This is a genomic window from Ruegeria sp. HKCCA4812, assembly GCF_013034245.1.
Taxonomy (GTDB): domain Bacteria; phylum Pseudomonadota; class Alphaproteobacteria; order Rhodobacterales; family Rhodobacteraceae; genus Ruegeria.
Genome location: NZ_WQFQ01000009.1, coordinates 137,122 through 163,481 on the forward strand (window position 1 = coordinate 137,122; position 26,360 = coordinate 163,481).

Below are 26,360 nucleotides of genomic sequence, written 5' to 3' on the forward strand. Positions count from 1 at the left end.
CGGTTTGAAAAAGGGTTCGGATAGTGATTGCGCGCACAACAGGGGCGGCGATACGCGGAATACTTGTGGCACTGATGGTGCTGACACCCGCGTTGTACCTGCCTGTATCATCGACGAACGGGACCGAGATTCTGGTCTTCCTCGCGATTCTCGCGTTCATCCTGACATTCGCCGAGTACAATTCTGCCTTTCCTAGCTTTATTGAATTTCGCGATGCGCCGCCGGTGAACCGTCTGCGGTTTGTCGGGCTGATGTCGATGGTCACCTTTCTGACCCTGGTTTGCAAAAACGCCTATGAGCCGACTGAGCTGACCGCGTTCGCCTACACCGCGGGTCTGGCCGTCGCGAATGTCGCGGACTTTCCCTATTCCCCGGTTCGGTTGATCGTGCTGATGCTGCCCTTGGATGCGGGCCAGCCGTTGATCGAATTGGTTCGGATCGCAGCCAGTGTGGCTTATGTGGCCGCCTTGGTCACCGTCGCCAGCTTTGCCTATGCGGTCAAAGTGCGTGGCTGGCCCACGGGCAATGGCGCCTTCAACGTGTGGACCAATCTACCGTTGTTTGATCCCACCAAGGGCGGCGATGTCGTTACCCGTCTGCAACGCGATGGCCGCCTGAATATCTGCATTGGCGTTCTGCTTCCCTTCCTCATTCCGGCTGTAATCAAGCTCATGAGCAGCGTCGTCGCCCCGATCTCGCTGAGCAATCCGCAAACGTTGATCTGGACAATGTGCGCCTGGGCCTTCCTGCCCGCCAGCATGATCATGCGCGGCATGGCGACGCTTCGCATCGCGGGTCTGATCGTAGAAAAGCGCCGCGCCTATTCGACAAGCGAGACAACGCAAGCCGCATGATCCGTGCCCTTGCCCTGCTGCTGCCTTTATCGGCGCAGGCAGAGGTTTATCGCATCGCCACCTACAACACTGAACTCAGCAGAAACGGCCCCGGCCTGCTGCTGCGCGACATCCAGCGGGATGATGCGCAGGTTGAAGCCGTTGTCGAGGTCATTGCCGCTGCGCGACCTGATGTCATTGCCCTGCAAGGCATCGACTGGGATCTGGAAGGCGCGGCCCTGAGCGCCCTGTCCGAGAAACTGCGCGAGGCGGGCCTGGATTTACCCTATCACTTTTCCGCCCAACCAAATGCTGGGCTGGAAACGCCGCTGGATCTGGACGGTGATGGCAAAACGCAAGGCCCCGGAGACGCGCAGGGCTGGGGGAAGTTCACCGGCCACGGAGGGGTGGCGGTGTTGTCCCGTTTCGAAATCATGACCGATGACGTTCAGGATTACACCGATCTGCGGTGGAAAGATCTGCCTGGGGCTGCTTTGCCACGCAGTGATGGGCTTCCCTTCCCGTCTGAAGCTGCGCACGACATTCAGCGCCTGTCCTCGACCGTGCATTGGGTGCTTCCGATCGAAACCCCGCAGGGGCGATTCAGCCTGATGACCTTTCACGCTGCCCCACCGGTTTTTGACGGACCCGAGGATCGCAACGGTCTGCGCAACGGGGATGAGATTCGCCTGTGGTCGGTTTTGTTGAATGGCGGTCTGGGGCCAGTTCCTCAAAGCCCCTTCGTGATGGCTGCGGACGCCAATCTCGACCCGACCCGCGGAGAAGGCCACAAACAGGCCATTCGCGCGCTTTTGACCGATCCCAAGGTGCAGGACCCGATGCCAAAGGACCCATCGGGGTCATCAGCAACGGTCGAATGGAAAGCCACCGGGGAAATGCGCGTTGACTATGTGTTGCCGTCCAGTGATCTGCAAATCTTGGAAACCGGCATTGTCTGGCCCGTGGAAGGTGACACGCTGTACGACAGTGCCCGACGCGCCAGCAGGCATCGACTGGTCTGGGTTGACATAATCCTACCCTAGAACCTCGCCCCCGTTCCCGGCTGTTGACGATGAAGCGGCACGTTGGGGCGGAATGGCGGAACGCAAGGCATCCTCCAGGTTCGTTTCAGAAAACGAGGCCAGCAATTCATTCATATAGCCGCCATCCAATTGATGCGGCACGTGCCAGAGGTACCGCATCTCGATCAAATGAGGGGCCATGCTCCAGAACGGGCGGGCCAATTGCAGAGGCCACCATTTCATGCGCCGCACTGCAACCGGCCGGCCGGTGACTTGCGAAAGCGATTCAGCAATCTGCGTCCCGGTCAAAGTGTACCCTTCAAATGGAACATCGCAAAAACGGGGAAGGTCTTGCCGCATCTCAGCCAGCGCGACGGCGGCGCGGGCCAGATCAGGCAGAAAGGCCCACGCATGCGGTGCGTGCGGATCACCGGGATAAACGAACTGACCACGCGAAAGACGCTTGATCATGACCTGATCGAACCAGTTTCCGGATGCATTGGTGTCGATGAAATCCCCGGCGCGCAAAAGGATGGTGCGCACGGTTGACGCGCGATAGGCCTCTTCCATCTCGATCCGAACCCGGCCCAGAGGGTTGCTGGCCTGATGCGGAGTCCCGCCCGACCATGGGCCCGGCGTAATTCCACCAAATACGTAGACATTGCCCGGTACGATCACGGTCGCCCCCGTATCTGAGGCCGCATCTATCACCCGTTTGGTCAGTACCGGCACATCGCGTGCCCAATCGGGATAGGGCGGGTTCCATCCGTTCACGATGACGTCCACGCCGCGCGCCGCCTGTGACAGCGAATCAGACCTGCGGTCAAATTCCGTCACGTCCCAGCCCGCGCGCCTGAACGCCAGGGCTGCGTTGCGTCCAAAACGACCTGTTGCGCCCAGTACCAGTGCAGATTGTGCCATGTTTGCCTCCTGACTGAGATCAATCTAGCCATTCACTTCGCGCAAGGAATTGCCGCAATTCGCAGAACGTGTATTCATTTCTGAATGGACAAAGCTCTGACACATGCAGATTGGTCTCTGATCCAATGCTTTCTGGCCGTGGCCGAGACGGGATCGCTGTCCGCCGCCGCACGGCATCTAAATCGCAGCCAACCCACTTTAGGGCGGCAGGTCCAAAACCTCGAGGACGAGCTGGGTGTCTCTCTTTTCGATCGCCACGCGCGTGGTCTGAAGCTCAGCGAAGCGGGTTCACAGCTTTTGCCGATGGCCCAGCAGATGCACAGCGCCATGACCGCGTTCAGTCTTGCCGCTGCTGGGCAATCGCAACAGCTTGAAGGTTCGGTGCGCATCACCGCATCCGTCTTTGCCTCGCATCACCTGCTGCCACCGATACTGGCGTCCATCCGCAAGCAGGAGCCCACGATCCAGCTTGAACTGGTGGCCACTGACACCACCGAGAATCTGCTGTATCGCGAGGCGGATATCGCCGTGCGGATGTATCGTCCTGCGCAGGTGGATCTCATTTCCCGCTATCTCGGGGATGTGCCGCTGTGCTTTTGTGCGGCAAAGTCCTATCTGGACCGGAAGGGGCGCCCCAAGACACCCGAAGAACTGTTTACGCATGATCTGGTGGGGTTTGACGCGAACCAGGAGATCATCAAAGCCATGCGTGAAAAGGGATGGCCAGCCAGCCGCGACAGTTTTGCCACCCGCTGTGACCTGCAAAGCGCCTATTGGGAACTGATCCGGGCGGGCTGTGGCATAGGCTTCAGCCAGGTACAGGTTGCCCAAGCCGACCCCGACGTGGAAATCCTGCCGCTGGATGTAGACATCCCGATTCTACCCGTGTGGCTGGCCGCACCTCAGGCCATGCGCCAGACCCCGCGCATCCGCAGGGTCTGGGATTTGTTGGCAGAAGGGCTCAAAGCCGCTCTTTGAGGGTCAAAGCGGACCGGTATAAGTTCCACGCGCGGGATAGTTGTTGCCCAATGTGAATTTCAAACCACCCGCAATATCCGACATGGACGGGCGACCGAAAGGCGTGGTCTGTTGCCACGCATAGTACAGCGTGCGGTCGGGTGCGATGTAGAAATGCCCCGGCTCTGCGAACAAGTCCGGTTCGGCGCTGCCTTCGCGCTTGGTCGAGATGTTAAGGCCCCAATCATCCCGCGCGGCGGACAGGGGAAGGCTGTGGCCCACACGCAGGCGCGACGCTCCGGCTTTTTCGGCGGTTTCCGCCGCGCGCTCGGCCGTATCGGTGGTGATCATGATGACCTCGACGCCCAGCGCCGCAAAGTCATCCAGCGCCGCTTCGACCTCGGCCATCTGCTTGATGCAGATCGGGCAATGCAGCCCGCGATATTGAATCACCAGCGTCCCGTTTTCGCCCTTGTCCGCGTCAAGATCGAAGCTGCCATGGGCAACAGTTTCGATTTTCAGCGCAGGAACCGGATTTCCAGGAGTCAGCATGTGTTTTCCTTCTGTTTTGGCAGGTTCGTCTCATTGACCCGATGCAACGCAGACGCTAGGCCCTGTGCAACAAAACGCAAGGAGACCCTTCATGTCCAACCCTTCGCTCCTTATCCTGCCCGGAGACGGAATTGGCCCGGAAGTCATGGCCGAAGTGCGCAGAATCATCGATTGGTTCGGCGCCAATCGCGGTCTTCAATTTGACGTGAGCGAGGATCTGGTCGGCGGTGCCGCCTATGACGCCCACGGCAAGCCTCTGTCCGATGAGACGATGGCCAAGGCGCAAGAGGTCGACGCGGTTCTGCTGGGCGCTGTCGGCGGTCCGAAATACGACGATCTGGATTTCAGCCTGAAGCCCGAGCGCGGCCTGCTGCGCCTGCGCAAGGAAATGGACCTGTATTCGAACCTGCGCCCGGCCCAGTGCTTTGACGCGCTGGCTGACTTCTCGTCGCTGAAGAAAGACATCGTTGCCGGTCTGGATATCATGATCGTGCGCGAACTGACCTCGGGCGTCTACTTCGGTGAACCGCGCGGCATCTTCGAGGAAGGCAATGAACGCGTCGGCATCAACACCCAGCGTTACACCGAATCCGAGATTGAACGCGCCGCACGCTCGGCCTTTGAACTGGCGATGCGCCGGAACAAAAAGCTGTGCTCGATGGAAAAAGCCAACGTGATGGAATCGGGTATCCTGTGGCGCGAAGTGGTCAACCGTGTTGCCGCTGACTACCCCGAAGTTGAGCTGAGCCATATGTATGCCGACAACGGTGCCATGCAGCTGGTGCGCGCGCCGAAACAGTTCGACGTGATCCTGACCGACAACCTGTTCGGTGACATCCTGTCCGACTGCGCCGCGATGCTGACCGGGTCTCTGGGTATGCTGCCGTCGGCGTCCCTGGGCGCGCCGATGGCCAATGGACGCCCCAAGGCAATGTACGAGCCCGTACACGGATCTGCCCCCGATATCGCGGGTCAGGGCAAAGCCAACCCGATCGCCTGCATTCTCAGCTTTGCGATGGCTCTGCGCTACAGCTTTGATCAGGGCGAGGAAGCGGATCGGCTGGAAGCTGCGATCGAGAAGGTTCTGGCCGACGGCGTTCGCACCGGCGACCTGCTTGCGGATGAGGGCGTTCAGCCCGTCTCGACCAGCGAAATGGGCGACGCGATCCTATCTGCATTGGACGCAAGCGTCTAAGTAACGAAAGTAAGAAATAACAAAAGGCGGTGCACCGGGCACCGCCTTTTTTTGTTTTGGCGTTTTCGAGATTGATTTAATTGCCGCCGAAAATGTTCTTCAGCAGATTGTTGATGTCATTGGCAAAACCTCCGCGCTTTCGACGGGGCTGCGGCTGGGCAACCTGAACCGGTGGTTCCGGCGCCATCATCGGCAAGGGCGTGGGCGTCATGCCCTCGGTCACGCGCAGCATGGTTTCTTTCCAGATCTCGGCCGGCAAGCCACCACCGGTCACGCCGGACAAGGGCGTGTTGTCATCATACCCCATCCAGACCCCGGTCACATAATCCGCCGTGAACCCGATGAACCACGCATCGCGCGCGGCTTGGGTCGTGCCGGTCTTGCCCGCCACCTGCCAGCCGGGCAATTTGGCCCGCCCGCCGGTTCCTTCAGAGACCACGCGCTCCATCATCCAGGTCAGCTGTTTGGCAGCCTTTTCATTGATCACCCTCTCGCCAATACCGGTCGTCGTGACCATGACGGGTGTTTCGTCGCCCAGCAGCTTCAGTTCGGTCAGCCCATAAGGTTCAACCTGTGAACCGCCATTCAGGATGCCTGCATAAGCCCCGGTCATCTCGATCAACGTGCTTTCAGATGCACCAAGCGCCAGCGCAGGCCCCTGTGCCAGGTCGCTGGCAATCCCAAAGCCGCTGGCGACCGTCCGAACATTGTCCAGGCCGGAAATCTCGGCCACTTTCACCGCCGGTATGTTCAGCGAGTTTTTCAGCGCATCCGCCAAAGTCACCCGCCCATAATACTTGTTGGTGTAGTTCTTGGGGCACCACTGGCCTGACCCCGGAATATCGACGCAATAGGGTTCATCCATCACCGTATCCAGCGGCGAATATCCAAGTTCCAGCGCGGTGGCGTAAACGAATGGCTTGAACGATGACCCTGTCTGTCGCAACGCCTGCGTCGCCCGATTGAACGCGCCAGACACGCGTGTCTTGCGCCCACCAACCATCGCACGCACCGCACCGTCGGCCGACATCACCACAATGGCCGCCTGCGCCTTTGATCCTTCGCGCACTTTTTCCTGAAAGATGAACTTCAGCGCCTCTTCCGCAGAGGTCTGAATGCGCTGATCCAAGGTTGTCCGGATCACCACATCTTCGGTCGTGTTGCGGGTAAAGAACTCGGGCCCGCTGGCCATGACCCAATCTGCAAAATATCCCCCGGCCCGGGCAGCCGCCGCCTCGGACAGTTGGGCCGGGCGCGCCCGCGCCTCGCTGGCCTGCGCGGCGGTCAGATAGCCCTGATCCTCCATCAGACCGATTACAAGGCGGGCCCGGTCCTGCGACCGTTGCAGATTGTTCGTCGGCGCATAGCGTGTGGGCGCAACCAACAGCCCGGCCAACATCGCTGCCTCGGCCGGCGAGACTTCGGCGGCGGACTTGCCAAAGTACCGCTGGCTTGCGGCCTCGAACCCGCGCGCGCCTGCACCAAGGAAAGCCCGGTTCAGGTAGATCGTCAGAACCTCATCCTTGGAGTATTTCACCTCCATCGCCATTGCATAAATGGCCTCTTTGGCCTTGCGCCACAGTGATCCCTGACGGCAATCGGCTTCATAGGCGGCCTCTGATTCCCATTCTGTCGGATCATAAGGCACGCCCAGACACAACAATTTGGCCGTTTGCTGCGTTATGGTTGACCCGCCATGCCCGGACAACGGGCCGCGCCCTTCGCTGAGATTGATGCGCACGGCGCTTGCCACACCGCGCGGGCTGACCCCGAAATGGCGATAGAACCGTTTGTCCTCGGTCGCGATGACGGCGTTTTTCAGATGCGGCGACACCGTATCAGCCGTGATCACCCCGCCAAACTGGTCGCCCCGCCAGGCAAACACTTTGCCGTCGCGGTCCAGCAGCGTGACAGACCCGCGCGCACGGCCGTCCAACAAGGCATCCAAGTCAGGCAACGAGGAATAGACGACACCCACCGCCAAGGCGATCAGGATGGCCACGACCGCTCCGACCCGCCAGGTCAGACCCCAGACCATGCGCCAGACCCAACGGAAGAAACGACGCAAGATGCCGCCGCCTTTGCCCCCCGATCTTTTGCGCGTCTTTTTGCGCGCAGTTTTGCGTGAGGTGGTTTTGCGAGCCGTCGCCTTCTTGCCCGCCGGGCGCTTGGATGCCGACGGTTTACGACCCTTTGGCGGGTACCTTTTATCCGCAACCAATTTCGGCTTGCGTCGCTTGGACTCAGTCATGCTCAAACTCTGCCCGGGTTTTCTTTTGCGCCACCATACCCCGGTGATCTGAGTATGTAGAGGTCCGAATTTCCGAAATTTCCCCTCACAATACTGCCTATTATTTAATCAGCGTGCCTATTTTGTGCAAATAATGTGCAATTTTTCGCCGTTTGGCGATCCTTTGGCCCTCAAGAGCCGTTTCTTACCACGATCAGTCGCGCATTTTTCTGCAGGTGCAAACAAACCGGTTCCACCGGAGAACCAGAGGGGAAAGACGTGAAACTGATCATTGCGACAATCAAGCCGTTCAAGCTGGAGGAGGTGCGCGAAGCACTGACCGAGGCCGGCGTGCGCGGCATGATGGTAACCGAGATCAAGGGCTTCGGCTCGCAATCCGGCCACACCGAAATCTATCGGGGGGCCGAATACGCGGTGAACTTCGTGCCCAAGATCAAGCTGGAAATCGTGGTGCCTGCCGCGATGACCGACCAGATCGTCGAGACCATCACCAAAACCGCCAAGACCGGAAAGATCGGCGACGGCAAGATTTTCGTCCTCGATGTCGAGCAGGCGCTGCGCGTGCGGACCGGGGAAACCAACGAAGAGGCGCTGTAGGCGCCGCGACCGACAATCATTCGAGGACTGAACATGAACCTGATGAAAACTCTCATTCCTGCCGCGGCGATCGTCGCGCTGCCGCAGATGGGCCTGGCGCAAGAGGCCACCGGCGAGACTGCGCAGCATACGCAATACATCCTGACTTCGCTGTTGTTTCTGGTCGGCGGTTTTCTGGTATTCTGGATGGCCGCGGGCTTTGCCATGCTCGAAGCCGGCCTGGTGCGTTCCAAGAACGTTGCCATGCAGCTGATCAAGAACATGGGCCTGTTTTCCTTTGCAGCCATCATGTATTGGCTGGTGGGCTTCAACCTGATGTATCCGGGCGACGGCTGGACCATCACCGGCATTCTGGGCGCGTTCTCGCCAACGTCACTGGAACCGGTTGGTCTGGAAGGTGTCGAAACCGACCTGTCCTATGCGTCCGTCGGATCGGACTTCTTCTTCCAGCTGATGTTCTGCGCCACCACCGCGTCCATTGTATCGGGCACCATGGCCGAGCGCGTCAAACTGTGGCCCTTCTTCTTTTTCGTGATCGTCCTGACAGGCATCATCTACCCGATCGAAGCGTCCTGGCAGTGGGGTGGCGGCTGGTTGTCCGAGATGGGCTTCAGCGACTTCGCCGGCTCGACCCTGGTTCACGCCGCAGGTGGCTTCGCAGCTCTGGCCGGTGCCATCGTACTGGGCCCGCGCATCGGTAAATACAACAAGGAAGGCAAAGTTGTGCCTATCCCCGGCTCGAACCTGGCGCTGGCAACCCTGGGGACGTTCATCCTGTGGCTGGGTTGGTTCGGCTTCAACGGCGGCTCGCAGCTGGCCATGGGCACGATCGGTGACATGGCCGACATCAGCCGTATCTTCGCCAACACCAACATGGCCGCTGCCGCCGGTGCCGTCGCCGCCCTGATCCTGACGCAGGTGATGTATGGCAAGGTCGACCTGACCATGGTTCTGAACGGCGCGCTGGCCGGGCTGGTTTCGATCACCGCCGAACCGCTGGCACCGTCGCTGTTCCAGGCGCTGATCATCGGCGGCATCGGCGGCGTGATCGTGGTCTACACCGTGCCGCTGCTGGACAAGATGAAGATCGATGACGTGGTCGGCGCCATCCCGGTTCACCTGATCGCAGGCTTCTGGGGCACCTTCATCGTGGCCTGGACCAACGGTGATGCGTCCTTCGTGACCCAGATCATCGGCTTCGCGGCTATCGGCATCTTTGTCTTCGTGGTCAGCTTCATCCTGTTCTCGATCCTCAAGGCAACTGTTGGCCTGCGGGTTGGCGAAGAAGAAGAGATCAACGGCCTGGATATGGGCGAGCTGGGGATGGAAGCCTACCCCGAGTTCTCCAAGGGCTAACCTGAGTTAACCACTCGAAGGCCGGGCGTTCGCGCCCGGCTTTTCTTTTGGGCAGGGTCTTTTAGATAGGGCCAGAAAACAAAAAAAGCCGCGCTGGTCAGCGCGGCTTTTGTCAATTTCGGATGGTTGGCTCAGACGCCGACGTCGACAATCGCCTTGGCCAGAATCGGCACGGTCGTTGCGTTCAGGCCCGCAATGTTCAGGCGGCTGTCGCCGACCATGTAGATACCGTGATCGGCACGCAGCTTTTCGACCAGTTCCGGTGCTGCACCCAGACGCGAGAACATGCCACGGTGCTGCGCGACAAAGCCAAAGCGGTCCGAGCCGGTCAGGCGCTGCAGTTCATCGGCCAGTTGCTGACGCAGACCCAGCATGGACAGACGGATCTCTTCCAGTTCGGCTTTCCAGTCGGCACGCAGGGCGTCGTCGGTCAGGATCGTGGTCACAACCCGCGCGCCGTGATCGGGCGGGAACGAGTAGTTCTGGCGGTTCAAAAACGCCAAAGTCGCCTGGTTCAGAGCCGTCTGCGCCGCATCATCGCTGATCGCCATCAGCAGGCCGGTGCGCTCGCGGTAGACACCGAAGTTCTTCGAGCAGGACGCCGCGATCAGGCAGCGCTTGACCGACGAGGCCACCAGACGGGTCGCCTGCGCATCTTCTTCCAGACCGTCGCCAAACCCCTGATAGGCAATGTCGATCATCGCCACGAGGCCAAGCTCGTTGATGATGTTCACAACTTCTTGCCACTGCACCATGTTCAGGTTGGCGCCGGTCGGGTTGTGGCAGCAACCGTGCAGCAGGACCACGTCGCCTGCCTTGGCGGTTTTCAGGTCCTCGACCATGCCGTCGAAATCGACACCACGGGTTTCGCCGTCGAAATACCGGTACGGGACGGCCTCCATCCCCAGATAGTTCAGGATCGACAGGTGGTTCGGCCAGGTCGGGTTCGACACGAACACACGCGCCGACGGGTTGGCCATGCGGATCATCTCGAATGCCTGACGGCAGGCGCCGGTGCCGCCCGGTGTCGCCACGGCGGCGATATTGCCGCGCTCAACCGACGTGCCGAGGATCAACCCGATCATCGCATCCGCATAGGCCGGGTCGCCGGCCAGCCCGGTATAGGCTTTGGTTTCCTGCTCGTCCCAGACGCGCTGCTCGGCCGCTTTGACGGCGCGCATGACCGGGGTGATGCCTTCCGCGTTTTTGTAGACGCCGACGCCCAAGTCGATCTTCTGATCGCGCGGGTCTTCGCGGTACATCTGCATCAGCGCCAGGATCTTGTCGGCAGGCTGCGGTTTCAGGTTCTCGAACATCAGGTCTCTCCGGTTGCGACGGGCAGGGTCGGGAAGGCGCCCCATTCAGCCCATGAGCCGTCATAAAGCGAGTGGTCTTTCTTGCCCATGCGCTCAAGCGCAAGGCTGAGGATCGCGGCGGTCACGCCAGACCCGCACGAGGTGATCGCCGGTTTCGACAGATCGACGCCCGCGGCCTCGAATATGGCGCGGCACTCTTCCGGCGACTTCATGGTACCATTGGCGTTCAGCAACTGGCCAAAGGGGACATTGCGTGAACCCGGAATATGCCCCGAGCGCAGCCCCTCGCGCGGTTCGGCCTCGGCCCCGGAAAACCGGCTGGCAGAGCGGGCGTCGATGATCTCATGATCACCCAGCTTGGCGGCGGCGGAAACTTGCGTGACATCCCGGACAAGCTGATTTTGCACCCGGACGGTCATATGACGATCACGGATGACCGGCGGCAGGTCTTCGACCTCGCGCCCTTCCGCCTGCCATTTGGGGAATCCACCATCCAGAACCGCGATGTTTTCCTGCCCCATCAGACGGAACAGCCACCAGACGCGCGCGGCCGACATCAGCCCGGCGCCATCGTAAACCACGACCTGATGACCATCACCCACACCCATCGCCCGCAGGCGCGACATGAATTTCTCGACCGGAGGCGCCATATGCGGCAAGTCGGAACGGTGATCCGATATCTCGTCTATGTCAAAGAACCGCGCCCCGGGGATGTGGCCTGCGTCATATTCCGCCCGTGCATCACGATTTTGCGCGGGCAAGTACCACGACCCGTCCAGAATCCGCAGATCCGGATCCTTCATATGCGCGGCCAGCCATTCAGTGGATACGAGGGTTTTTGGATCGTCCTGCATCAAAGCCTCCCCTAAGCGCGCTTGATTTTTCCCTATACCCGGCGGCATAGGGGTTCAAGGCTGGATAGCGCTCACTTGGCGCTGCGCAGGCGGAAATGTTGGATAATCCCAATGAGGCTGATCAGAATCCAGAACCCTTCGATCAACATTGATGCGAGATTGAAGTTCTGGAGCAGGGAATAGACGATCAGCACCGAGCCCAGCAGGTTGATCACGGGAAAGGCCAGATCATCCGAGTTCATCATCCGCATCTGTGTTGCGAAATACGCGGCGATCACGATCAGAGCCCCGAAAGAGCCGATGGCGTCGACGATGGTCAGGCTGTCGAAAAATGCGGTCATGAATGGGCCTTGCCGTTCTCTACAAATTCGGTGTGTTGGGCGTAATGATGCATGTTCAGAAAGGCCGCCCCCGTTGGACCGGCGCGATACCCGTGCGGAAGATCGGCCGCGAAACGCAACCCCTGCCCGGCCTGTAGGGAAACCCACTCGTCTCCGCGCAGGATCTCAAGCGTGCCGTTCAGAACAAAGACCTCCTCGGTCACGCCTGTCGCGTGGGCGGGCGACTCGTGGCTTTGGTTCGGCTTGAGGTTGACGTGGAACGTCTCGGCCCCCAGAGCGGGATCGAATGGAAAGACGATCTTGACCTCGATCGTGCCGGGGAAAGTTACGGTCTGAAAAACCGAAGGATCCCCGTTCATCGTATCGATCAGCGCGCTGAGCGGCAGTTGAAACCCCTTGGCAATTTTCCACAGCGTTGCGATGGTCGGGCTGGATTCGCCGCGCTCGATCTGCCCCAGCATGGCTTTGCTCACGCCCGTCATCTCGGCCACTTTCGACAGGCTCAGGCCCGATGCCGCGCGCACGTCTCGCAGTTTCAGCGTTATATCGTCAGAGTTCATCTCATCGTCCCGCGAATCCTCTTGTGCGTTATAGCGCACATGTGGTACGTGCGCTATAACGTACGAACCCCAAGACATGCAACCCGAGGCAACAGGGAAACAGCATCATGCCATTGTACCGATCCAGAACCTCAACCCACGGCCGCAACATGGCTGGCGCACGCGGCCTTTGGCGCGCCACCGGCATGGGAGACGATGATTTTGGCAAACCGATCATTGCCATCGTCAACTCGTTCACCCAGTTCGTGCCCGGTCACGTCCACCTAAAGGACCTGGGTCAGATGGTTGCGCGCGAGGTCGAGGCCGCCGGTGGCGTTGCAAAAGAATTCAACACGATCGCGGTGGATGACGGCATCGCAATGGGCCATGACGGGATGCTGTATTCGCTGCCCTCGCGCGAAGTCATTGCGGATTCGGTCGAATACATGGTCAACGCGCATTGTGCCGACGCGATGGTCTGCATTTCGAATTGCGACAAGATCACCCCCGGCATGCTGATGGCCGCGATGCGCCTGAACATCCCTGCCATATTTGTTTCGGGCGGGCCGATGGAGGCCGGCAAGATCGATATCGCAGATCTGGATGCCAAGAAAATCGACCTCGTCGACGCCATGGTCGCCGCGGCGGACGACAAATTCACCGACGAACAGGTTCAACACATCGAAGAGAATGCCTGCCCGACCTGCGGGTCCTGTTCTGGCATGTTCACTGCGAACTCGATGAACTGCCTGGCCGAAGCATTGGGCCTGGCTCTACCGGGCAACGGCTCGACACTGGCGACACATGCCGACCGCAAAGAGCTGTTCCTTGAGGCAGGCCGCCGGATCGTCGAGATCACCAAGCGCCATTACGATCTGGATGAAAAAGGTTTTCTCCCACGCGAGATTGCCACCTTCGAAGCATTCGAAAACGCCATGAGCCTCGACATCGCCATGGGCGGGTCCACCAATACGGTGCTTCATCTGTTGGCCATCGCGCATGAGGGCGGCGTTGATTTCACCATGTCCGACATGGACCGCCTGAGCCGCCGCGTTCCCTGCCTGTGCAAAGTCGCGCCCAACACCGAAAATGTGCACATGGAAGACGTCCACCGCGCCGGAGGTATCTTCTCGATCCTCGGAGAGCTCAGCCGCGCAGGCCTGCTGCACGAGGAATGCAACACGGTACATTCGGCCACAATGGGTGAAGCGATCGCCAACTGGGACATCAAGGTCGCCAACAATCCAAAGGCGCAGGAGCTGTTCAAGGCCGCCCCCGGCGGTGTGCGCACCACACAGGCGTTCAGCCAGTCCAACCGGTACAAGGAACTGGACACCGACCGCGAAGGCGGCGTGATCCGCTCGAAAGAACACGCGTTCAGCCAGGATGGTGGTCTGGCCGTTCTGTTCGGCAATATCGCCCGCGACGGTTGCATCGTGAAAACTGCCGGCGTGGACGCCAATATCCTGAAATTCACTGGCTCGGCCTACGTGTGCGAAAGTCAGGATCAGGCGGTCAACGACATTCTTACGGGCAAGGTGAAAGAAGGCGATGTGGTCGTCATCCGCTATGAAGGCCCGCGCGGTGGCCCGGGGATGCAGGAAATGCTATATCCGACGTCATATCTGAAGTCCAAGGGCCTGGGCAAAGCCTGCGCGTTGCTGACCGATGGCCGTTTCTCGGGCGGCACATCAGGCCTGTCGATCGGACATGTATCACCCGAAGCGGCCGAAGGCGGTGAGATCGGTCTGGTTCAGAATGGCGACACGATCGAGATCGACATCCCCAACCGCACCATTCATCTGGCGGTTTCGGATGAAGAGCTGGCCGCCCGCCGCGAAGAACAGGACGCAAAGGGGTGGGAGCCCGCCGCACCGCGCAAGCGCAAGGTGTCAACCGCGCTCAAGGCCTATGCCAAGCTGACGACAAGCGCAGCAAAAGGGGCTGTGCGTCAAGTCTGACGAATTGGTTTTCAAATCATCAAAACCGCAATAGCTTCAAAGGCCTCGCTATTCAAAATCAGCGGGGCCTTCTTCCGTCCAATCAGCTGTTCCGGTGCTGAGACATGATTATCTGGCGTCCACAAAATAGTATTCGTGTCAAAGCCATTGGCTTGCTTTGGCGGGGACCCCGGCTGCTTGTGGCAGATGTTCGTGACGACGACAACGTGTTGAAAGGTGTGCACCCGCTTGGCGGAAGCATCGAGTTTGGCGAGACCTGGCAAGTTGCGCTGAAACGCGAGTTTCGTGAAGAACTCCAAGTTGATGTCGAAGTATCAGATGCGCCGCTGGTGCTCGAAAACATCTACACCCACGAAGGATCGTTTGGGCATGAGATCATTTTCGCTGCGGACGTGCGCCTTGCAAATCCAGCAGAGTTGCCGGAAGCACCCATCACGTTCCGCGAAGACTACGGGGTAATCTGCACCGCCCGTTGGCGCGACATCCGCAAACTGGGCACACGTGACGGACCGCAGCTTTTTCCCAACGGTCTCAAACAGCACCTGAGCTCAGACTGAAACGCAAAAAGACCCTCCCACGCCCAAATCGCACCATCAGCTTCGCTGATGCCACGTTTGGCCTTGGGCCCGGCGCCGCGCAACGCGCGGCGCCGGGCCCAACCGGAGGAGATGCTTCGCAAGAAATATCGACGACGGGCGGGAGCACCCCACCGTCAGTCGCCCAATTTGGCGTGGATTTCATCCAGATCGATTTCACCGATCGGCATCTTGTTCGCCGGGTTTTCGAAGTCGTATTTGAACAGCTCGAAATCCTGCTTGTAGATCTCGTAGACCAGATGCATTGACAGATCGTCAAAGTAGTCCTCGACCGGATGCGCACGTTTTGGCCCGTGCCCTTCGGATTCATTGAACCGTGGAATCTCGGACAGTTTGACCGGGTGCTTCAGCTCGACATTGTCCAGAACATCCTGCATCCCGTCATTGAACGCTTCTGTCCAGAATATCCGGTCATAGTGACCGCCGTTCACGATGAAAGTGGACACGTGGCCTGACATCGCAGACCAGTGAATGTCCGGGTCCATCGGGCGCCGCCACCGGATCGTATCACGCGCAAACAGCAGAAACCGGCGGAAGCTGGCGATCTGGTCAAACTCTCCCTTGCCGTCGTCGCCGCCCACTTCGATCCCGTAGTTATAGATCAGCGTCGGCACCAGATTGCCGCGGTATCTCTTGCCGTTGCGCTGAATGCCACAGATCTTGTCAAAGAATGAGCTGAGGATGCGAGTGTAGGGATTGCGCACGCAAGTGAACGAATAGGACGCGTGATTGCGCACATTGTTCGAGATCAGCTCCTGGCTCTGATCAAATGCCCATTTGTGCATGCCGTCCTTGGCATCATGGATATCACCGTCGAAGAACTGACCATGATCCGAGAAATACATGATCTGACCAATGGTCGAGCAGGCACATTTGGGCACCACGCGGTACACCATGCTTTCGCTCTCGGTCATCCAGGTACCGGGAAACCCCATCTGCTGTGCCTCCTCCGCTGGCCAGGTCTCGATCCGACACGCCAGCTTTTGGTTACAAAGAACCAAAATTATTCTGTTTATTCAATCGTTCATCCTCAGTATCACGGTTGAAATCAGGCAGAAACGGATATTGCGTAATCTCAATGGCAAAAGTCGCCTATATATTGCTGTGTCACAAGGACCCTGAAGCCATCATTGCACAGGCCGAACAACTGACCGCTGTCAGCGATTGCATGGCCATCCATTTTGACGCCAGCGCCAGCGCCAAAGCCTATGAGCGCATTCGTTCCGCACTGGATCAGAACCCCAATGTGACCTTTGCAAAAAAACGCGTCAGATGCGGTTGGGGAGAATGGTCGCTGGTCCGGGCCACGCTGAACGCCCTGGAAGCCGCCGTGGAAAATTTCCCGCGCGCCACACATTTCTACATGCTGTCTGGTGACTGCATGGCGATTAAAACCGCTGAATACACGCACCGTTACCTCGACGATAACGACAAGGATTTCATCGAAAGTCACGATTTCTTTGAAAGCAACTGGATCAAGACCGGCATGAAGGAAGACCGGCTGATCTATCGCCACTACTTCAACGAGCGCACGCAGTCCAAGCTGTTTTATGCCGCCTATGAATTGCAAAAGCGCCTCGGTCTGACGCGGGACATCCCCCAGGACATTCAGATGATGATTGGCAGCCAATGGTGGTGCCTGCGTCGTAGAACCGTCGAAATGATTCTGGATTTCCTGCGTCAGCGCCGGGATGTGATCCGTTTTTTTTCGACCACGTGGATCCCTGATGAAACCTTCTTTCAGACGCTGGTGCGTCACCTGATCCCAAAAAACGAGATTGAAAACCGAACGCCGACATTCCTGATGTTCTCGGACTATGGAATGCCGGTCACGTTCTACAATGACCATTATGACATGTTGCTGGGCCAGGATTATCTGTTCGCCCGCAAGATCAGCGCCGAGGCGCATGAGTTGAAGGCCCGGCTCGGCTCGCTCTATGCCAGTGAGGGTGTCGATTTCCCGATCTCGAACGAGGGGCGCAATCTGTACGCGTTTCTCACCGGCCGCGGACGCATCGGCCGCCGGTTCGGACAACGCTTCTGGGAAGCCGGGAGCGTACTCGGCCCGGAACGGGAACTGTTCGTGATCGTCTGCAAGAAATGGCATGTCGCCAAACGTCTTGTGGATCAGATCGCATCTGAAACGGATATTCCCTGCGTAGAATACCTGTTCAACGAAGAAAAAACGTTGCTGCCGGACCTGGGCGGGATCGAATCCACACTGACTAAGCGCTCTCGTCACCGGCGCGCCGTTCTGCGCCTGTTGTTCGACAGTTTCGGGTCGGATCAGCTGGTGCTGTGCCTTGACCCGGCCTATCTTGACGCGCTCGAGGATTTCTGCGGCGACCAAGCCAAAACCCACGTGCTTGAGATAGAATGCGAATACTCGGACGATTATCTGATCGGCCACGCGCGTCGCGTCGGGCTGGCCGGAGACAACAGCCCAACGGAAACCGTTGCTTCCTTGCTGCCGACCCTTCGCAACGATCTGGGTTATGAATCCGAACGGATCCGCGCCGCCCGGCTGGACAATTACCTGCGCCTACGGGAAACGGCCACGCGCGCCGACAATGAAGCGGTTATTGCCAAGTTTCTTGGGGTTGGTGAAGACAAAGCCCAAGCCATTATGCAGTTGGATTACCTTTTCCTCGACTGATCCCCAAAGCCCTTCACAGATTGTCTGCCCGAAGGCTGGCACCCGTGACCCGCGCAATCCAAATCGCGGATGGCAGGTGTTCCGCCACGCAAGGCAGCAACCGCTGCAACTGCACTCGTGATTTTTATTCAAATATCGGATACTGTGCAGCCAATTGGGCCATTTTGTTCATACTTTTTCCATCAGCAACACGGCCCTTGCCAGGAACAAACACGGAAAACAGGCAGGTCTTTTATTCTGAATGACCGGTGTCCGAGCTTCGAAGAACCAGAGGCACTGGCTGACCGAAGATTGAAGTATTGCAACGCAACTCCGGGGGGACACAGTTGTGACCATAGATCAAATTTCCAAATCCAGACCTTACACCCCAAGCGACGCAGACTGGAAGATGATATATGATGTTCTTCCGGGCAAGGCTCAGATCGCCGACCCAGCCGTCATCAACCCACAATTCGAATGTATCGAGGTGACCGGAAACGCGGTTCTGCCAGCGAACGGCATGTATATCGTGCTGCGTGGCGTGGTTCAGTTGCGCCAGAACGGGAAACCATTGGCCAGCGCGGATGTCGGTGATTACTTCTATGAAGAACACCTTCAGATCTCGGATATCCCTGTCAGCCTTGAAGCGCTTGCGCTGGATGGAACCCGGTTGGCGTATTTATCCAGCCAGAACTGGCTTCAGATACCAGAGAGCGTCCGGCAACCCTGTTTTGCAACGATGTTTGGTGATCTGGTCAGCGTTCAGTTGCAGAATTTTCAGCAGCCGATCAATTGTTGCAGTGTCACGGCGGCCGCTCTCAGCATGTCGGCGCTGGGGTTCAGCTGCGAAGTGAATGACATCTTCCGCGAATGCGCATTGCCCTCGTCCTTTGTCGTGAACGACGGAATCTCGCTGGGCGAGCTTTTTGACGTCGCCTGCACCTACATTCACACGCAGGGGCTGCGCGAGAGGGTTCAGGTTCAGGCCTATTTCATGGACGCAGACACAACCAATGTGCCGCTGCTGCTTGAGGCGATCGACGAATCCAACCGGCTGGGCGGTGACAACGACATTCTGGTGGCGAATTTCCAGGTCGGTCTTGCCCATGGCAACGAGACTATGCCCGGCGGCCATTTTGCCGTCATCGCCAAGTGCAATCCAAGCACGGGGCTGGTGCATATGATGGATGTGCACCCTGAGAAATACGGCAAGCTTTGGGTGACAACCGTCGAACGGTTGTGGCAAGCCATGTCGGATCGTGACGGAACCTCGATGCGGTCCCGCGGCCTTTTGCGGTTTTCGGCACGGGCCGCGGTCAAGACGCATCTGAAGACCTTCAAGCAGCGGTGCAATTACGTCGACAGCACACGTTATCTGGCGAAAGATCCCAAGAAACGCCGCAACCTGTTCCGCCGGGCAACGCCCAACATGAACTCGATCGGCGTTTTGGTGGAAAGCCTCGCCATTCACGGCGACTACAGGGTGGACGAGGACGAGTTGCTGCGGGCGGCCCAGGTGTCGTTCACGGATACTGTCCGCCGGGTCGCCACCGCCAAAGACATGCACGACATGGTCGAAAAGTATATCAGACAATCCGAGAACCTGCATCTGAGCAGTTCGTTCCAGAGCTTTGAGACCCGCGATGACAAATCAATCCAAACCCCCGAAGACTGGTTCAAGGCGCAGTTGAAAAGCCTGACCCCCGACAGCAATCGCCACCTGATGATCAACATCGACTTCAATCGCGTCACCGGGATCGAGGCGATCCGCCCGCCGGACAACGTGTTCCGGGAAACTGCGTTGCTCGAAGAGTTCTGGTGCCTGTGCATAGACTATGACGACGATGAAGACGTTGTGACCATAGTCGATATGAGCCCGGCAACCTCGCAGGTCTGGCAAGCGCCGCGCAGCAACATCTTCCGTGGTCTGCGGGATCTCGAAGACCCTGCATTGTTGGTGATCGAAGAGGTCGAACCGCCCGAAAACCCAAGCGATGTTGCCAGCATCATCAAGCACAATACGATGGTTCTGTTCTACGAGGACGAAGACCCGTGGTCCTATATGCTGCGCAGCATTCTTTCGAATATCGGGGCAACGACCGTCAAGCAGATCGACGTGGGCGGGCGCGATCCCAATATGATCAGGATGCGGCGGCAACTGGTGACGCTGGGCGAAAGACCGGACGTGCCGTATTTGTTTTTCAAAGGGAAATGCATCAGCAAAAGTGAAAAGCTGGAAGACATCGTAGACATGATCCAGGCCGGTGAATTGCAGGCCAGGATGCGCAAGGAAGGGCTGCCGGTATCCGAACTGAATGAAACCCCAAGCCTTGAGAAGAACCCGTTCGGCTACCCCAAGGGGGTGATGAATCAAGTGAACGCCGGAAAGCGAAACGTATTGCTCTGTGCCTGCGGGTCGTCGGCGGCGGACAAGATCCCCGAGCTTGTCGAACGTATTGTCGACGCGGGGCATAACGTGAAACTGATCCCGTCTGTTTCGGCCGAGAAATTCTTTCGGGATTTCGGTGCCGAACGGATCGACGCCAAGATCACCCACAATGACTACTACCGCGATGATGACGAGTGGAATTTCCGTTATTTGAATTTCGACATGCCGGTGCGCGCTTCGCATCTGGCACTATGTGACTGGGCAGATTGCGTCATCGTGGCCCCCATCACCTGCAACACGATGGGTAAAGTTGCCAATGGCATCGCCGACAATCTTTTGACCTCGGTCTTCGTGGCCTGGCAATACCAGAAGAAACCCGTGATCCTCTGCCCCGCGTGCAATACTAATATGTGGAACAATATCACCACGCAGAACAACGTCGACAAGCTTAAGACCCTTGGGGTCGATTTCGTCGGACCGCGCGAAGGCCGCCTGTCGAACGGCCGGATGGGCATCGGCATGATGGCAACGCCGGACCAGATCATGGAAGCTTTGGCGGATGCGTTCGAGGAATTGGACGACCAGAAGTATCGCGTCTGCAAATGGGCGCGCGAAGCCGCTGCCGCCGATGACATCAACGAATGGAAGCGCGTGTTCCGTGCCATCGACGAAGGGGTAGTGGGCGTCAACATCGTGGACGAGGCCCATGGAGATTCACTGTTGCACTATGCAGCAGGCGGTGAAGGCGAACTGGGCGAAAGCGGCCATGATCTGGGCAAGCCGGATTATGAGGCCGCCCAAGACCTGATCGACAGGGATATCGACGTCAACATTGTCAACGATCACGGGTTCACCGCATTGCATGTGGCGGTGATGAACAAGGCACCGAAGATGGTGGAAATCCTGCTGCGGGCTGAAGACATGGATGCGACCCCGTGCATCGAATTCGTTCAGGGCATGCAGATCGAACCGGAAATCCGTTCCATGCTGGACGCCTGGGCGCAAGATCACAACCTGAAGATGGCAGACCCCGAACAGGGGCGTGACGAAAGCTTCGTGGCGGTGAACGAACCCTCTTACCTGTATTTCACCTATGGATCACTGAAGCAGGGGTTCCCCAATCATGACGCACACAGCGCGGTCCTGAATGAATTCGTGGGAACGGCGCGCACCCGGCAGCCAATGCCCCTGATCATCCCGAAGGAACCATTCTGCGACAATCCCAACTGTGGGTATCTGCATCGCATGGCAACCCTTGTGGATCAGCAGGGGATGGGCAAGCAAGTGGGTGGAGAGGTCTACCGTGTCACCGAATCCGACCTCGGCGAACTGGACAGGCTGGAAGGGTATCACGGCCCCGGCTCACCCGAGAATGTCTATGTGCGCAAGAAAATCAACGTCGTCATCGACGGGGCGATGAAACCCGCATATGCCTATGTGATCGCGGATCCGGAAAAATACCTGAAAAGCTGGCGCGAGGGTACGTCCGAAGTGGTGAGCGACTACACGCTGGATATGGCGCAAGGCGAACCCAAACCCGGGTTTGAACCCGTGGCCTAACACTCCCGCGTGCTGATCGGTGGCGGTTCCGCGCTATCCTTGATGCTGAGGTTATAGGCCGTGATCGCCACCATGCACAGCAGCACGAAGGGCCAGAAACTGGCCTTTGGAATCAGGTTGTCCCGATAATGGATGATCCGCAGCGACGTTACCGCCTCTGACGCGAAAAGGTACGTGTTGATCGAAACTGCCAACAACATGAAATACATAAGGAAAAAGAACGACTCCATGTAGATCACGGGCGATCCGGCGAATCCTTCGCGCAGTTGTACATGGGCAAGCAGGATCACGAAGAACAGAACCGAACAGGTGCCGATCACGCTGGACGTGCTGAAGTCATGCCGCTCTACCAGACCCTCGCGGCGCGTGACTGTCATGACCGCACCGAACAGCAGCATCACCACGACCAGCAACGGGATCATGTGAACGATGAACGCGTTTGCGAAATTGCGTTTGATGACGAAGTTGTAATGCAACTCGGGCGTGTTGGTCTGGTAAGCGTTCTGCCGGATGCCCAGCGTCGTGTCCAGTTTCGACAGCTTGTAGTCGAAATAGGTGTTTTCTCGCTCCCACGTGCCCATCACGATCCGGTTGTCGATCCCGAAAATGTCATCCGGTCCGGTCGCCGGATAAGCCTCGAAGTCAGGAACCAGTGCGATATTGACCTCGAAAGAAGCGGGCGAGAACCGCACCCAAACCGTTTTGTGATCGAAGGGATAGCTGGTGTAGTCGAAGCTCTGGCGCAGAGTTTGTTCAAAATACCAACCAATCAAGACGCCCTCGGGTTGTGACAAGCGGTATGCCTCTTCAACTAGGCCGCTTGCCGTATCGACCGCTTCGGGCAGAAGAAATCCAACCTCACCTTCGGCGGGAAGGATCGCATCATGTTCCTTTTCCTTGTAGTGCTGCCAGATATAGCCGGTAAGCCGCACGTCACTGGCGCCCAGAAAGCTGAACGACTTTATGAAAATCCCCGTTCTCAAACGATAGTCCGGCGCCACGTCCATTCTGCACAGATACGCATCTACCGAAGCCTGATCGGGCAGCTGCGTCAGGTCTTCCTCGAAATGGTTCAGTTCGATCCAAAGCTTGAGCAACAAGGCGGCCAACCCAAAGGTCAGCAGGCCAGAGATAAGCCAAACCTTTTTTTCGACGCTCATTCAGCCTCCTGCCTTGCCGCCTAACCGGTCAGAAAATCCGCGCGGCCCAGCAAGGATTGGGTAATGCCCATCGCGGCAAAATGCTCGGTCATACCGGCAAAACCGCTATGCTGTGACGGTGGAGTATTCTGCCTTCCGCTCTCGGCCAACAACCGTGTTTGACGAATGGACAAGTCAACCATCGGCAACGGCTCGTTCCTGGTGAACGCGGCAAGGCCTTCCGCATATTCAAGTGCGGCATCCCAATCACCACGCGCCAGCATGACGGCGCTGGCATCGGGGAAAAAGTGCAGATGGCTGTGGCCGACACATCCCTCGGCGATGATCTCGGAACCCAGTTTCAAAAGGCGCGTTTGCTCATCCGGGTCCGTTTCGGCCATCGCCAGGGCTGAAAGGGCCTTGGGTCCAACAAAGTTGCGGCCATGTTCAAGCGCAATTTCGACCGCTCGCAGACCGGTTTCACGTGCGCGCCCGACCTGGCCGGCATAAACCTGCGTTCTGGCCAGATGTTCCAACGCCTGCGCTTCAAGGCGTTTTGCGCCCACGCGCTCTGCGATTTCGGCAGAAACCCCAAAGGCTTCCAGCGCACGGTCGAGGCTGCCCAGAAAGGTCTCGGCCACACCAAGGCATGTTTGCGCGACACATTCCGGAACGAAGGCGAAATAGGTCTGCGAGATTTCAATCGCCTCATTGGCATCTGCTCGGCCCTGCCCGACATCCCCAGTATAGCTGCGCGCCACGCTGAGATTGTGCAAATTGGCCGCAAGGTCCCGAACCAGCCCTTTTTCGCGCGCCCTTTCAGCGGCTTGGGTATAGAACCCCGCCGCCGTCTTCATCGAGGCTTTCATGAAATTGGCGTCGCCAAATCCACTCAGCGCCCCAACCTCAAGGCGCGGGGATTCCAGCTTGCGGGCAAGCGAGAGCGCCCGCTCGTTGGCCTTCAGCGCTTCTTTGTTCCGGCCCAGCGGGAAATAGACGTTGCCGCGCACATAGCTTATCTGGGCCTCATCTTCCTCGGACCCGCAGCGCTGTGCTGCTGCCTCGGCCGTGTCGAGCGCTTCCAGCGCGTCCTGATACAGGCTTGCTTGCCGCGCCGCCTGCGCAAGCCCGATATGGGCCCGGGCGATTTGCTCGTCTGTTTCAGCCAAACGGGCGGCGTCTTTGAACTCGTCCAAAGCTTCGTTTGACAACCCCTGCAACCGATGGGTTTCGCCCCGCGCGCACAGCAGGTCAAATCGGACACCCGCCGGGGACGGCAATTCCAAAGCACGCTCGATCAGCGGGCTGGCATCGTCGAACCGGAAGGCCTGAATCAATTTGTCGGCTGCTTCCAGATAGGCTTGCGCCGCGTTATTGGCCCCGGCCCGGTCCAGATGCTGGGCGCGCAAGGTTGCATCCTTGTCTTCGAACCACTGAGCCGCCTGCCGGTGCAGACGGGCGCGCTCGGATTTGACCAGTGTTGCATAGGACCCGTCCCGGATCAGCGCGTGGGTAAACATGAAATCGGGCCCTGCCTCTCGGATCAACGCCGAGCGGATCAGGTTGCTTGTATCCAGATGCCCTTCACCCAGAATGAAATTCAGAACTTCGGGCGAGAACCGTTGACCCAGAACCGATGCGGCCTGAATGGCGGTTCGGCTGGCGCGATCCAGCGCATCCAATCGCGACTGAACGATACCCTGAATACTGCCCGGCACAGTTTCCTGTTTGAGCACATCCGTATTTCGCAACAGCTGTTCCAGAAACAACGGATTTCCACCGGCGCGCTGGACGCAGGTTTCCAGCAAGTCGCGATCGATGGCCCGGAACTCTTCGACCAGTTGCCTGACGTGCTCTTCTCCCATCGGTGCCAGTTCCAGTTTTGACACCAGCGCGCCATCCGTGGCCATCTGCCAGTCTCTGTCGATCGGATCGCCCTCGGCCCGGCTGGTCATCATCAACACACAGGGCGTGTTCCGCGTCACCGCGGCGATATGAGAACACGCCGCCAGGATGTCGGGCGTCGCCCAGTGGATGTCTTCAATCTGAATAAGCAAGGGCGATTCCCGACTGCTGGCGGAAAGCAGCTCCTCCAGCACCTGACGCCGCCCGCGCAGACGGGTCTTATTGTCCATTACCGCATAGACCTCGGCCAGGCCCGGATCCTGCTCGAGTTCAAGCAAAGCATTGAGATGCGCAGCGTTGGAAGGGCTGACCCAGCCTTTGGCAATGGCCTCTTTAGCAACGGCCGCCCCGGTTTCCGCCCCGTCTGACGCTTCAAGCCCCAGAATGCTGCGTGCAACGGTCTGAATGGCTGAATGACCTTCGCGCGCGCCGAAGTCCATCACAACGCCGTTGTGGATCGTGTAGGACAGGCTTGTCGCCAGTTCCGCCACTTGCTCGGACAGGTGGGTTTTTCCAATTCCGGGTTCGCCCAGAACGATATGCACTTCACCTTTTCCGTGGCGTTGGCATCGGTCGAATGTGGCCGAGAAAATCGACATCTCGCGCTCGCGCCCGATGAATTTGTGCCGTCTGGTCCGAATGTTCCTGGCTAACCGGTCCAGACGCCAGACCTCAACCGGCTCGTTCAACCCCTTGATCGCCTTGACCCCGATGGATTCGCCCACGAACAACGGGCCCAGCGCGCGTTGAATGTCATGTGAGACCAGAGTCTCGCCGCCCCCTGAGATATCTGTCAGCCGAGACGCCAGATTCACCCCATCACCTGTCACCGTATATTCCGTATGCGACTGGCTGCCTGTCGTACTGGCGATGACCTGACCCGAAGAGATACCGATATGGCAGGACAGCGGCGGCGATAACGTCGGAAGAACCGAGTGGATTTCAGCTGCCGCCCGTGCTGCCCTTTCCGTGTCATTGGTATGTGAGATCGGCGCTCCGAAAACGGCCATGACCGCATCACCGATATGCTTGTCGATGCGTCCGCCGTATTTTTCGACCACATTGTCCACTTTGCTGAAGAACTGATTGAGCAACGCGTGCAGATCCTCGGCATCCAGCTTGCTGGACATTTTCGTGAACCCGGTCAGGTCCGCAAACATCACCGTGACCTGCCGCCGCGCAGGTTCGTGCGGCGCTGCGGGTTCAGGCTCTGCGGCGATCTGCGAGGAATCAAGTTGCTCGATGGCACGCAAAAGCCGCCGACGATCGCCGACAGCGGTCACACCGATTTCGATCAGATCCTCGGCCGTCAAATCAGGCAGAATGGAAAAGTCGATCTTGTTATCAATGAAGGCCTGCGCGTACTCGTTTAATCCATTTGCGCTCAACCAGCCCCTCAGGTCTTGAGACATATCGCCCCTCTGAAGTCCCCCACTTCAAA

At 58.5% G+C, this 26,360-nt stretch carries 20 protein-coding genes; 10 read left to right on the plus strand and 10 right to left on the minus strand.

The window, feature by feature from the left end; genetic code table 11:
- Positions 1 to 23: 23 nt before the first annotated feature.
- Together GOW04_RS19355 and GOW04_RS19360 are read left to right on the plus strand one after the other, a co-directional pair.
- Positions 24 to 854: a hypothetical protein gene (locus tag GOW04_RS19355; protein WP_152459720.1), complete on the plus strand. Its 831-nt coding sequence runs from the start codon at positions 24 to 26 to the stop codon at positions 852 to 854.
- The gene (locus tag GOW04_RS19360) at positions 851 to 1,876 is read left to right on the plus strand and encodes an endonuclease/exonuclease/phosphatase family protein (RefSeq protein ID WP_171233684.1); all 1,026 of its coding nucleotides are present in this window, start codon (positions 851 to 853) and stop codon (positions 1,874 to 1,876) included. The genes GOW04_RS19355 and GOW04_RS19360 overlap by 4 nt, the downstream gene beginning before the upstream one ends.
- On the opposite strand, the gene GOW04_RS19365 is transcribed toward GOW04_RS19360, so the two are convergent.
- Entirely contained in the window at positions 1,868 to 2,776 is a 909-nt protein-coding gene (locus GOW04_RS19365; RefSeq protein ID WP_171233685.1) for a sugar nucleotide-binding protein, read from the minus strand. The two genes, GOW04_RS19360 and GOW04_RS19365, sit on opposite strands and share 9 nt — an antisense overlap.
- 84 nt (positions 2,777 to 2,860) lie before the next feature.
- Between GOW04_RS19365 and GOW04_RS19370 the strand changes: the two genes are divergently transcribed.
- On the plus strand, positions 2,861 to 3,754 hold the full coding sequence (locus GOW04_RS19370) for a LysR family transcriptional regulator (protein ID WP_152459717.1): 894 nt from the start codon (positions 2,861 to 2,863) through the stop codon (positions 3,752 to 3,754).
- 3 nt (positions 3,755 to 3,757) lie between these two features.
- On the opposite strand, the gene GOW04_RS19375 is transcribed toward GOW04_RS19370, so the two are convergent.
- Positions 3,758 to 4,285, minus strand: a complete 528-nt coding sequence (locus GOW04_RS19375; RefSeq protein WP_171120094.1) for a redoxin domain-containing protein — start codon at positions 4,283 to 4,285, stop codon at positions 3,758 to 3,760.
- Positions 4,286 to 4,376: 91 nt separating this feature from the next.
- Between GOW04_RS19375 and leuB the strand changes: the two genes are divergently transcribed.
- Complete coding sequence (gene leuB / locus GOW04_RS19380; protein ID WP_152459715.1) at positions 4,377 to 5,480, plus strand: 3-isopropylmalate dehydrogenase; 1,104 nt, start codon at positions 4,377 to 4,379, stop codon at positions 5,478 to 5,480.
- Positions 5,481 to 5,556: 76 nt separating this feature from the next.
- Here leuB and GOW04_RS19385 read toward each other — a convergent pair whose 3' ends face one another.
- Entirely contained in the window at positions 5,557 to 7,731 is a 2,175-nt protein-coding gene (locus tag GOW04_RS19385) for a transglycosylase domain-containing protein (RefSeq protein WP_171233686.1), read from the minus strand.
- Between the two features lie 258 nt (positions 7,732 to 7,989).
- Here GOW04_RS19385 and GOW04_RS19390 point away from each other — a divergent pair, with 258 nt between their 5' ends.
- Together GOW04_RS19390 and GOW04_RS19395 are read left to right on the plus strand one after the other, a co-directional pair.
- Entirely contained in the window at positions 7,990 to 8,328 is a 339-nt protein-coding gene (locus GOW04_RS19390; protein ID WP_152459713.1) for a P-II family nitrogen regulator, read from the plus strand.
- 33 nt (positions 8,329 to 8,361) lie between these two features.
- Positions 8,362 to 9,684 carry an ammonium transporter gene (locus GOW04_RS19395; protein WP_171233687.1) on the plus strand — a complete coding sequence of 441 codons (1,323 nt, stop codon included), beginning with the start codon at positions 8,362 to 8,364 and terminating at the stop codon, positions 9,682 to 9,684.
- A gap of 131 nt (positions 9,685 to 9,815) precedes the next feature.
- Here the strand turns inward: GOW04_RS19395 and GOW04_RS19400 are convergent, their stop codons facing one another.
- From GOW04_RS19400 to GOW04_RS19415, 4 genes are all read right to left on the minus strand, one after another.
- Entirely contained in the window at positions 9,816 to 11,000 is a 1,185-nt protein-coding gene (locus GOW04_RS19400; RefSeq protein WP_171233688.1) for an amino acid aminotransferase, read from the minus strand.
- The gene (gene sseA, locus GOW04_RS19405; RefSeq protein ID WP_152459710.1) at positions 11,000 to 11,854 is read right to left on the minus strand and encodes a 3-mercaptopyruvate sulfurtransferase; all 855 of its coding nucleotides are present in this window, start codon (positions 11,852 to 11,854) and stop codon (positions 11,000 to 11,002) included. The genes GOW04_RS19400 and sseA overlap by 1 nt, the downstream gene beginning before the upstream one ends.
- A gap of 71 nt (positions 11,855 to 11,925) precedes the next feature.
- Positions 11,926 to 12,195 (minus strand): hypothetical protein, encoded by a 270-nt coding sequence (locus GOW04_RS19410; RefSeq protein WP_171233689.1) that lies wholly within the window; start codon positions 12,193 to 12,195, stop codon positions 11,926 to 11,928.
- Positions 12,192 to 12,755 carry a helix-turn-helix domain-containing protein gene (locus tag GOW04_RS19415; RefSeq protein ID WP_152459708.1) on the minus strand — a complete coding sequence of 188 codons (564 nt, stop codon included), beginning with the start codon at positions 12,753 to 12,755 and terminating at the stop codon, positions 12,192 to 12,194. The genes GOW04_RS19410 and GOW04_RS19415 overlap by 4 nt, the downstream gene beginning before the upstream one ends.
- 107 nt (positions 12,756 to 12,862) lie before the next feature.
- Between GOW04_RS19415 and ilvD the strand changes: the two genes are divergently transcribed.
- Both ilvD and GOW04_RS19425 read left to right on the plus strand, forming a co-directional pair.
- On the plus strand, positions 12,863 to 14,695 hold the full coding sequence (gene ilvD, locus GOW04_RS19420; RefSeq protein WP_171233690.1) for a dihydroxy-acid dehydratase: 1,833 nt from the start codon (positions 12,863 to 12,865) through the stop codon (positions 14,693 to 14,695).
- Between the two features lie 104 nt (positions 14,696 to 14,799).
- Positions 14,800 to 15,252: an NUDIX hydrolase gene (locus GOW04_RS19425; RefSeq protein ID WP_171233691.1), complete on the plus strand. Its 453-nt coding sequence runs from the start codon at positions 14,800 to 14,802 to the stop codon at positions 15,250 to 15,252.
- Between the two features lie 155 nt (positions 15,253 to 15,407).
- Here the strand turns inward: GOW04_RS19425 and GOW04_RS19430 are convergent, their stop codons facing one another.
- Positions 15,408 to 16,226, minus strand: a complete 819-nt coding sequence (locus GOW04_RS19430; RefSeq protein WP_171233692.1) for a sulfotransferase family protein — start codon at positions 16,224 to 16,226, stop codon at positions 15,408 to 15,410.
- 143 nt (positions 16,227 to 16,369) lie between these two features.
- Between GOW04_RS19430 and GOW04_RS19435 the strand changes: the two genes are divergently transcribed.
- Together GOW04_RS19435 and GOW04_RS19440 are read left to right on the plus strand one after the other, a co-directional pair.
- Positions 16,370 to 17,947 (plus strand): DUF5928 domain-containing protein, encoded by a 1,578-nt coding sequence (locus GOW04_RS19435; RefSeq protein ID WP_171233693.1) that lies wholly within the window; start codon positions 16,370 to 16,372, stop codon positions 17,945 to 17,947.
- Positions 17,948 to 18,275: 328 nt separating this feature from the next.
- Entirely contained in the window at positions 18,276 to 21,875 is a 3,600-nt protein-coding gene (locus GOW04_RS19440; RefSeq protein WP_171233694.1) for a flavoprotein, read from the plus strand.
- On the opposite strand, the gene GOW04_RS19445 is transcribed toward GOW04_RS19440, so the two are convergent.
- Together GOW04_RS19445 and GOW04_RS19450 are read right to left on the minus strand one after the other, a co-directional pair.
- On the minus strand, positions 21,872 to 23,035 hold the full coding sequence (locus GOW04_RS19445) for a hypothetical protein (protein WP_171206422.1): 1,164 nt from the start codon (positions 23,033 to 23,035) through the stop codon (positions 21,872 to 21,874). The genes GOW04_RS19440 and GOW04_RS19445 overlap by 4 nt on opposite strands.
- A gap of 20 nt (positions 23,036 to 23,055) precedes the next feature.
- On the minus strand, positions 23,056 to 26,331 hold the full coding sequence (locus GOW04_RS19450) for an adenylate/guanylate cyclase domain-containing protein (RefSeq protein WP_171233695.1): 3,276 nt from the start codon (positions 26,329 to 26,331) through the stop codon (positions 23,056 to 23,058).
- Positions 26,332 to 26,360: the final 29 nt, after the last annotated feature.

What these genes read in the sequence shown, in the direction of transcription:
- GOW04_RS19435 (WP_171233693.1), top strand. Translation starts at nt 16,370, where the DNA reads ATGGCAAAAGTCGCCTATATATTGCTGTGTCACAAGGACCCTGAAGCC.
- GOW04_RS19370 (WP_152459717.1), top strand. Translation starts at nt 2,861, where the DNA reads ATGGACAAAGCTCTGACACATGCAGATTGGTCTCTGATCCAATGCTTT.
- ilvD (WP_171233690.1), top strand. Translation starts at nt 12,863, where the DNA reads ATGCCATTGTACCGATCCAGAACCTCAACCCACGGCCGCAACATGGCT.
- GOW04_RS19375 (WP_171120094.1), bottom strand. Translation starts at nt 4,285, where the DNA reads ATGCTGACTCCTGGAAATCCGGTTCCTGCGCTGAAAATCGAAACTGTT.
- GOW04_RS19395 (WP_171233687.1), top strand. Translation starts at nt 8,362, where the DNA reads ATGAACCTGATGAAAACTCTCATTCCTGCCGCGGCGATCGTCGCGCTG.
- GOW04_RS19450 (WP_171233695.1), bottom strand. Translation starts at nt 26,331, where the DNA reads ATGTCTCAAGACCTGAGGGGCTGGTTGAGCGCAAATGGATTAAACGAG.
- leuB (WP_152459715.1), top strand. Translation starts at nt 4,377, where the DNA reads ATGTCCAACCCTTCGCTCCTTATCCTGCCCGGAGACGGAATTGGCCCG.
- GOW04_RS19415 (WP_152459708.1), bottom strand. Translation starts at nt 12,755, where the DNA reads ATGAACTCTGACGATATAACGCTGAAACTGCGAGACGTGCGCGCGGCA.
- GOW04_RS19425 (WP_171233691.1), top strand. Translation starts at nt 14,800, where the DNA reads ATGATTATCTGGCGTCCACAAAATAGTATTCGTGTCAAAGCCATTGGC.
- GOW04_RS19400 (WP_171233688.1), bottom strand. Translation starts at nt 11,000, where the DNA reads ATGTTCGAGAACCTGAAACCGCAGCCTGCCGACAAGATCCTGGCGCTG.
- GOW04_RS19365 (WP_171233685.1), bottom strand. Translation starts at nt 2,776, where the DNA reads ATGGCACAATCTGCACTGGTACTGGGCGCAACAGGTCGTTTTGGACGC.
- GOW04_RS19410 (WP_171233689.1), bottom strand. Translation starts at nt 12,195, where the DNA reads ATGACCGCATTTTTCGACAGCCTGACCATCGTCGACGCCATCGGCTCT.
- GOW04_RS19445 (WP_171206422.1), bottom strand. Translation starts at nt 23,035, where the DNA reads ATGAGCGTCGAAAAAAAGGTTTGGCTTATCTCTGGCCTGCTGACCTTT.
- sseA (WP_152459710.1), bottom strand. Translation starts at nt 11,854, where the DNA reads ATGCAGGACGATCCAAAAACCCTCGTATCCACTGAATGGCTGGCCGCG.
- GOW04_RS19430 (WP_171233692.1), bottom strand. Translation starts at nt 16,226, where the DNA reads ATGGGGTTTCCCGGTACCTGGATGACCGAGAGCGAAAGCATGGTGTAC.
- GOW04_RS19385 (WP_171233686.1), bottom strand. Translation starts at nt 7,731, where the DNA reads ATGACTGAGTCCAAGCGACGCAAGCCGAAATTGGTTGCGGATAAAAGG.
- GOW04_RS19360 (WP_171233684.1), top strand. Translation starts at nt 851, where the DNA reads ATGATCCGTGCCCTTGCCCTGCTGCTGCCTTTATCGGCGCAGGCAGAG.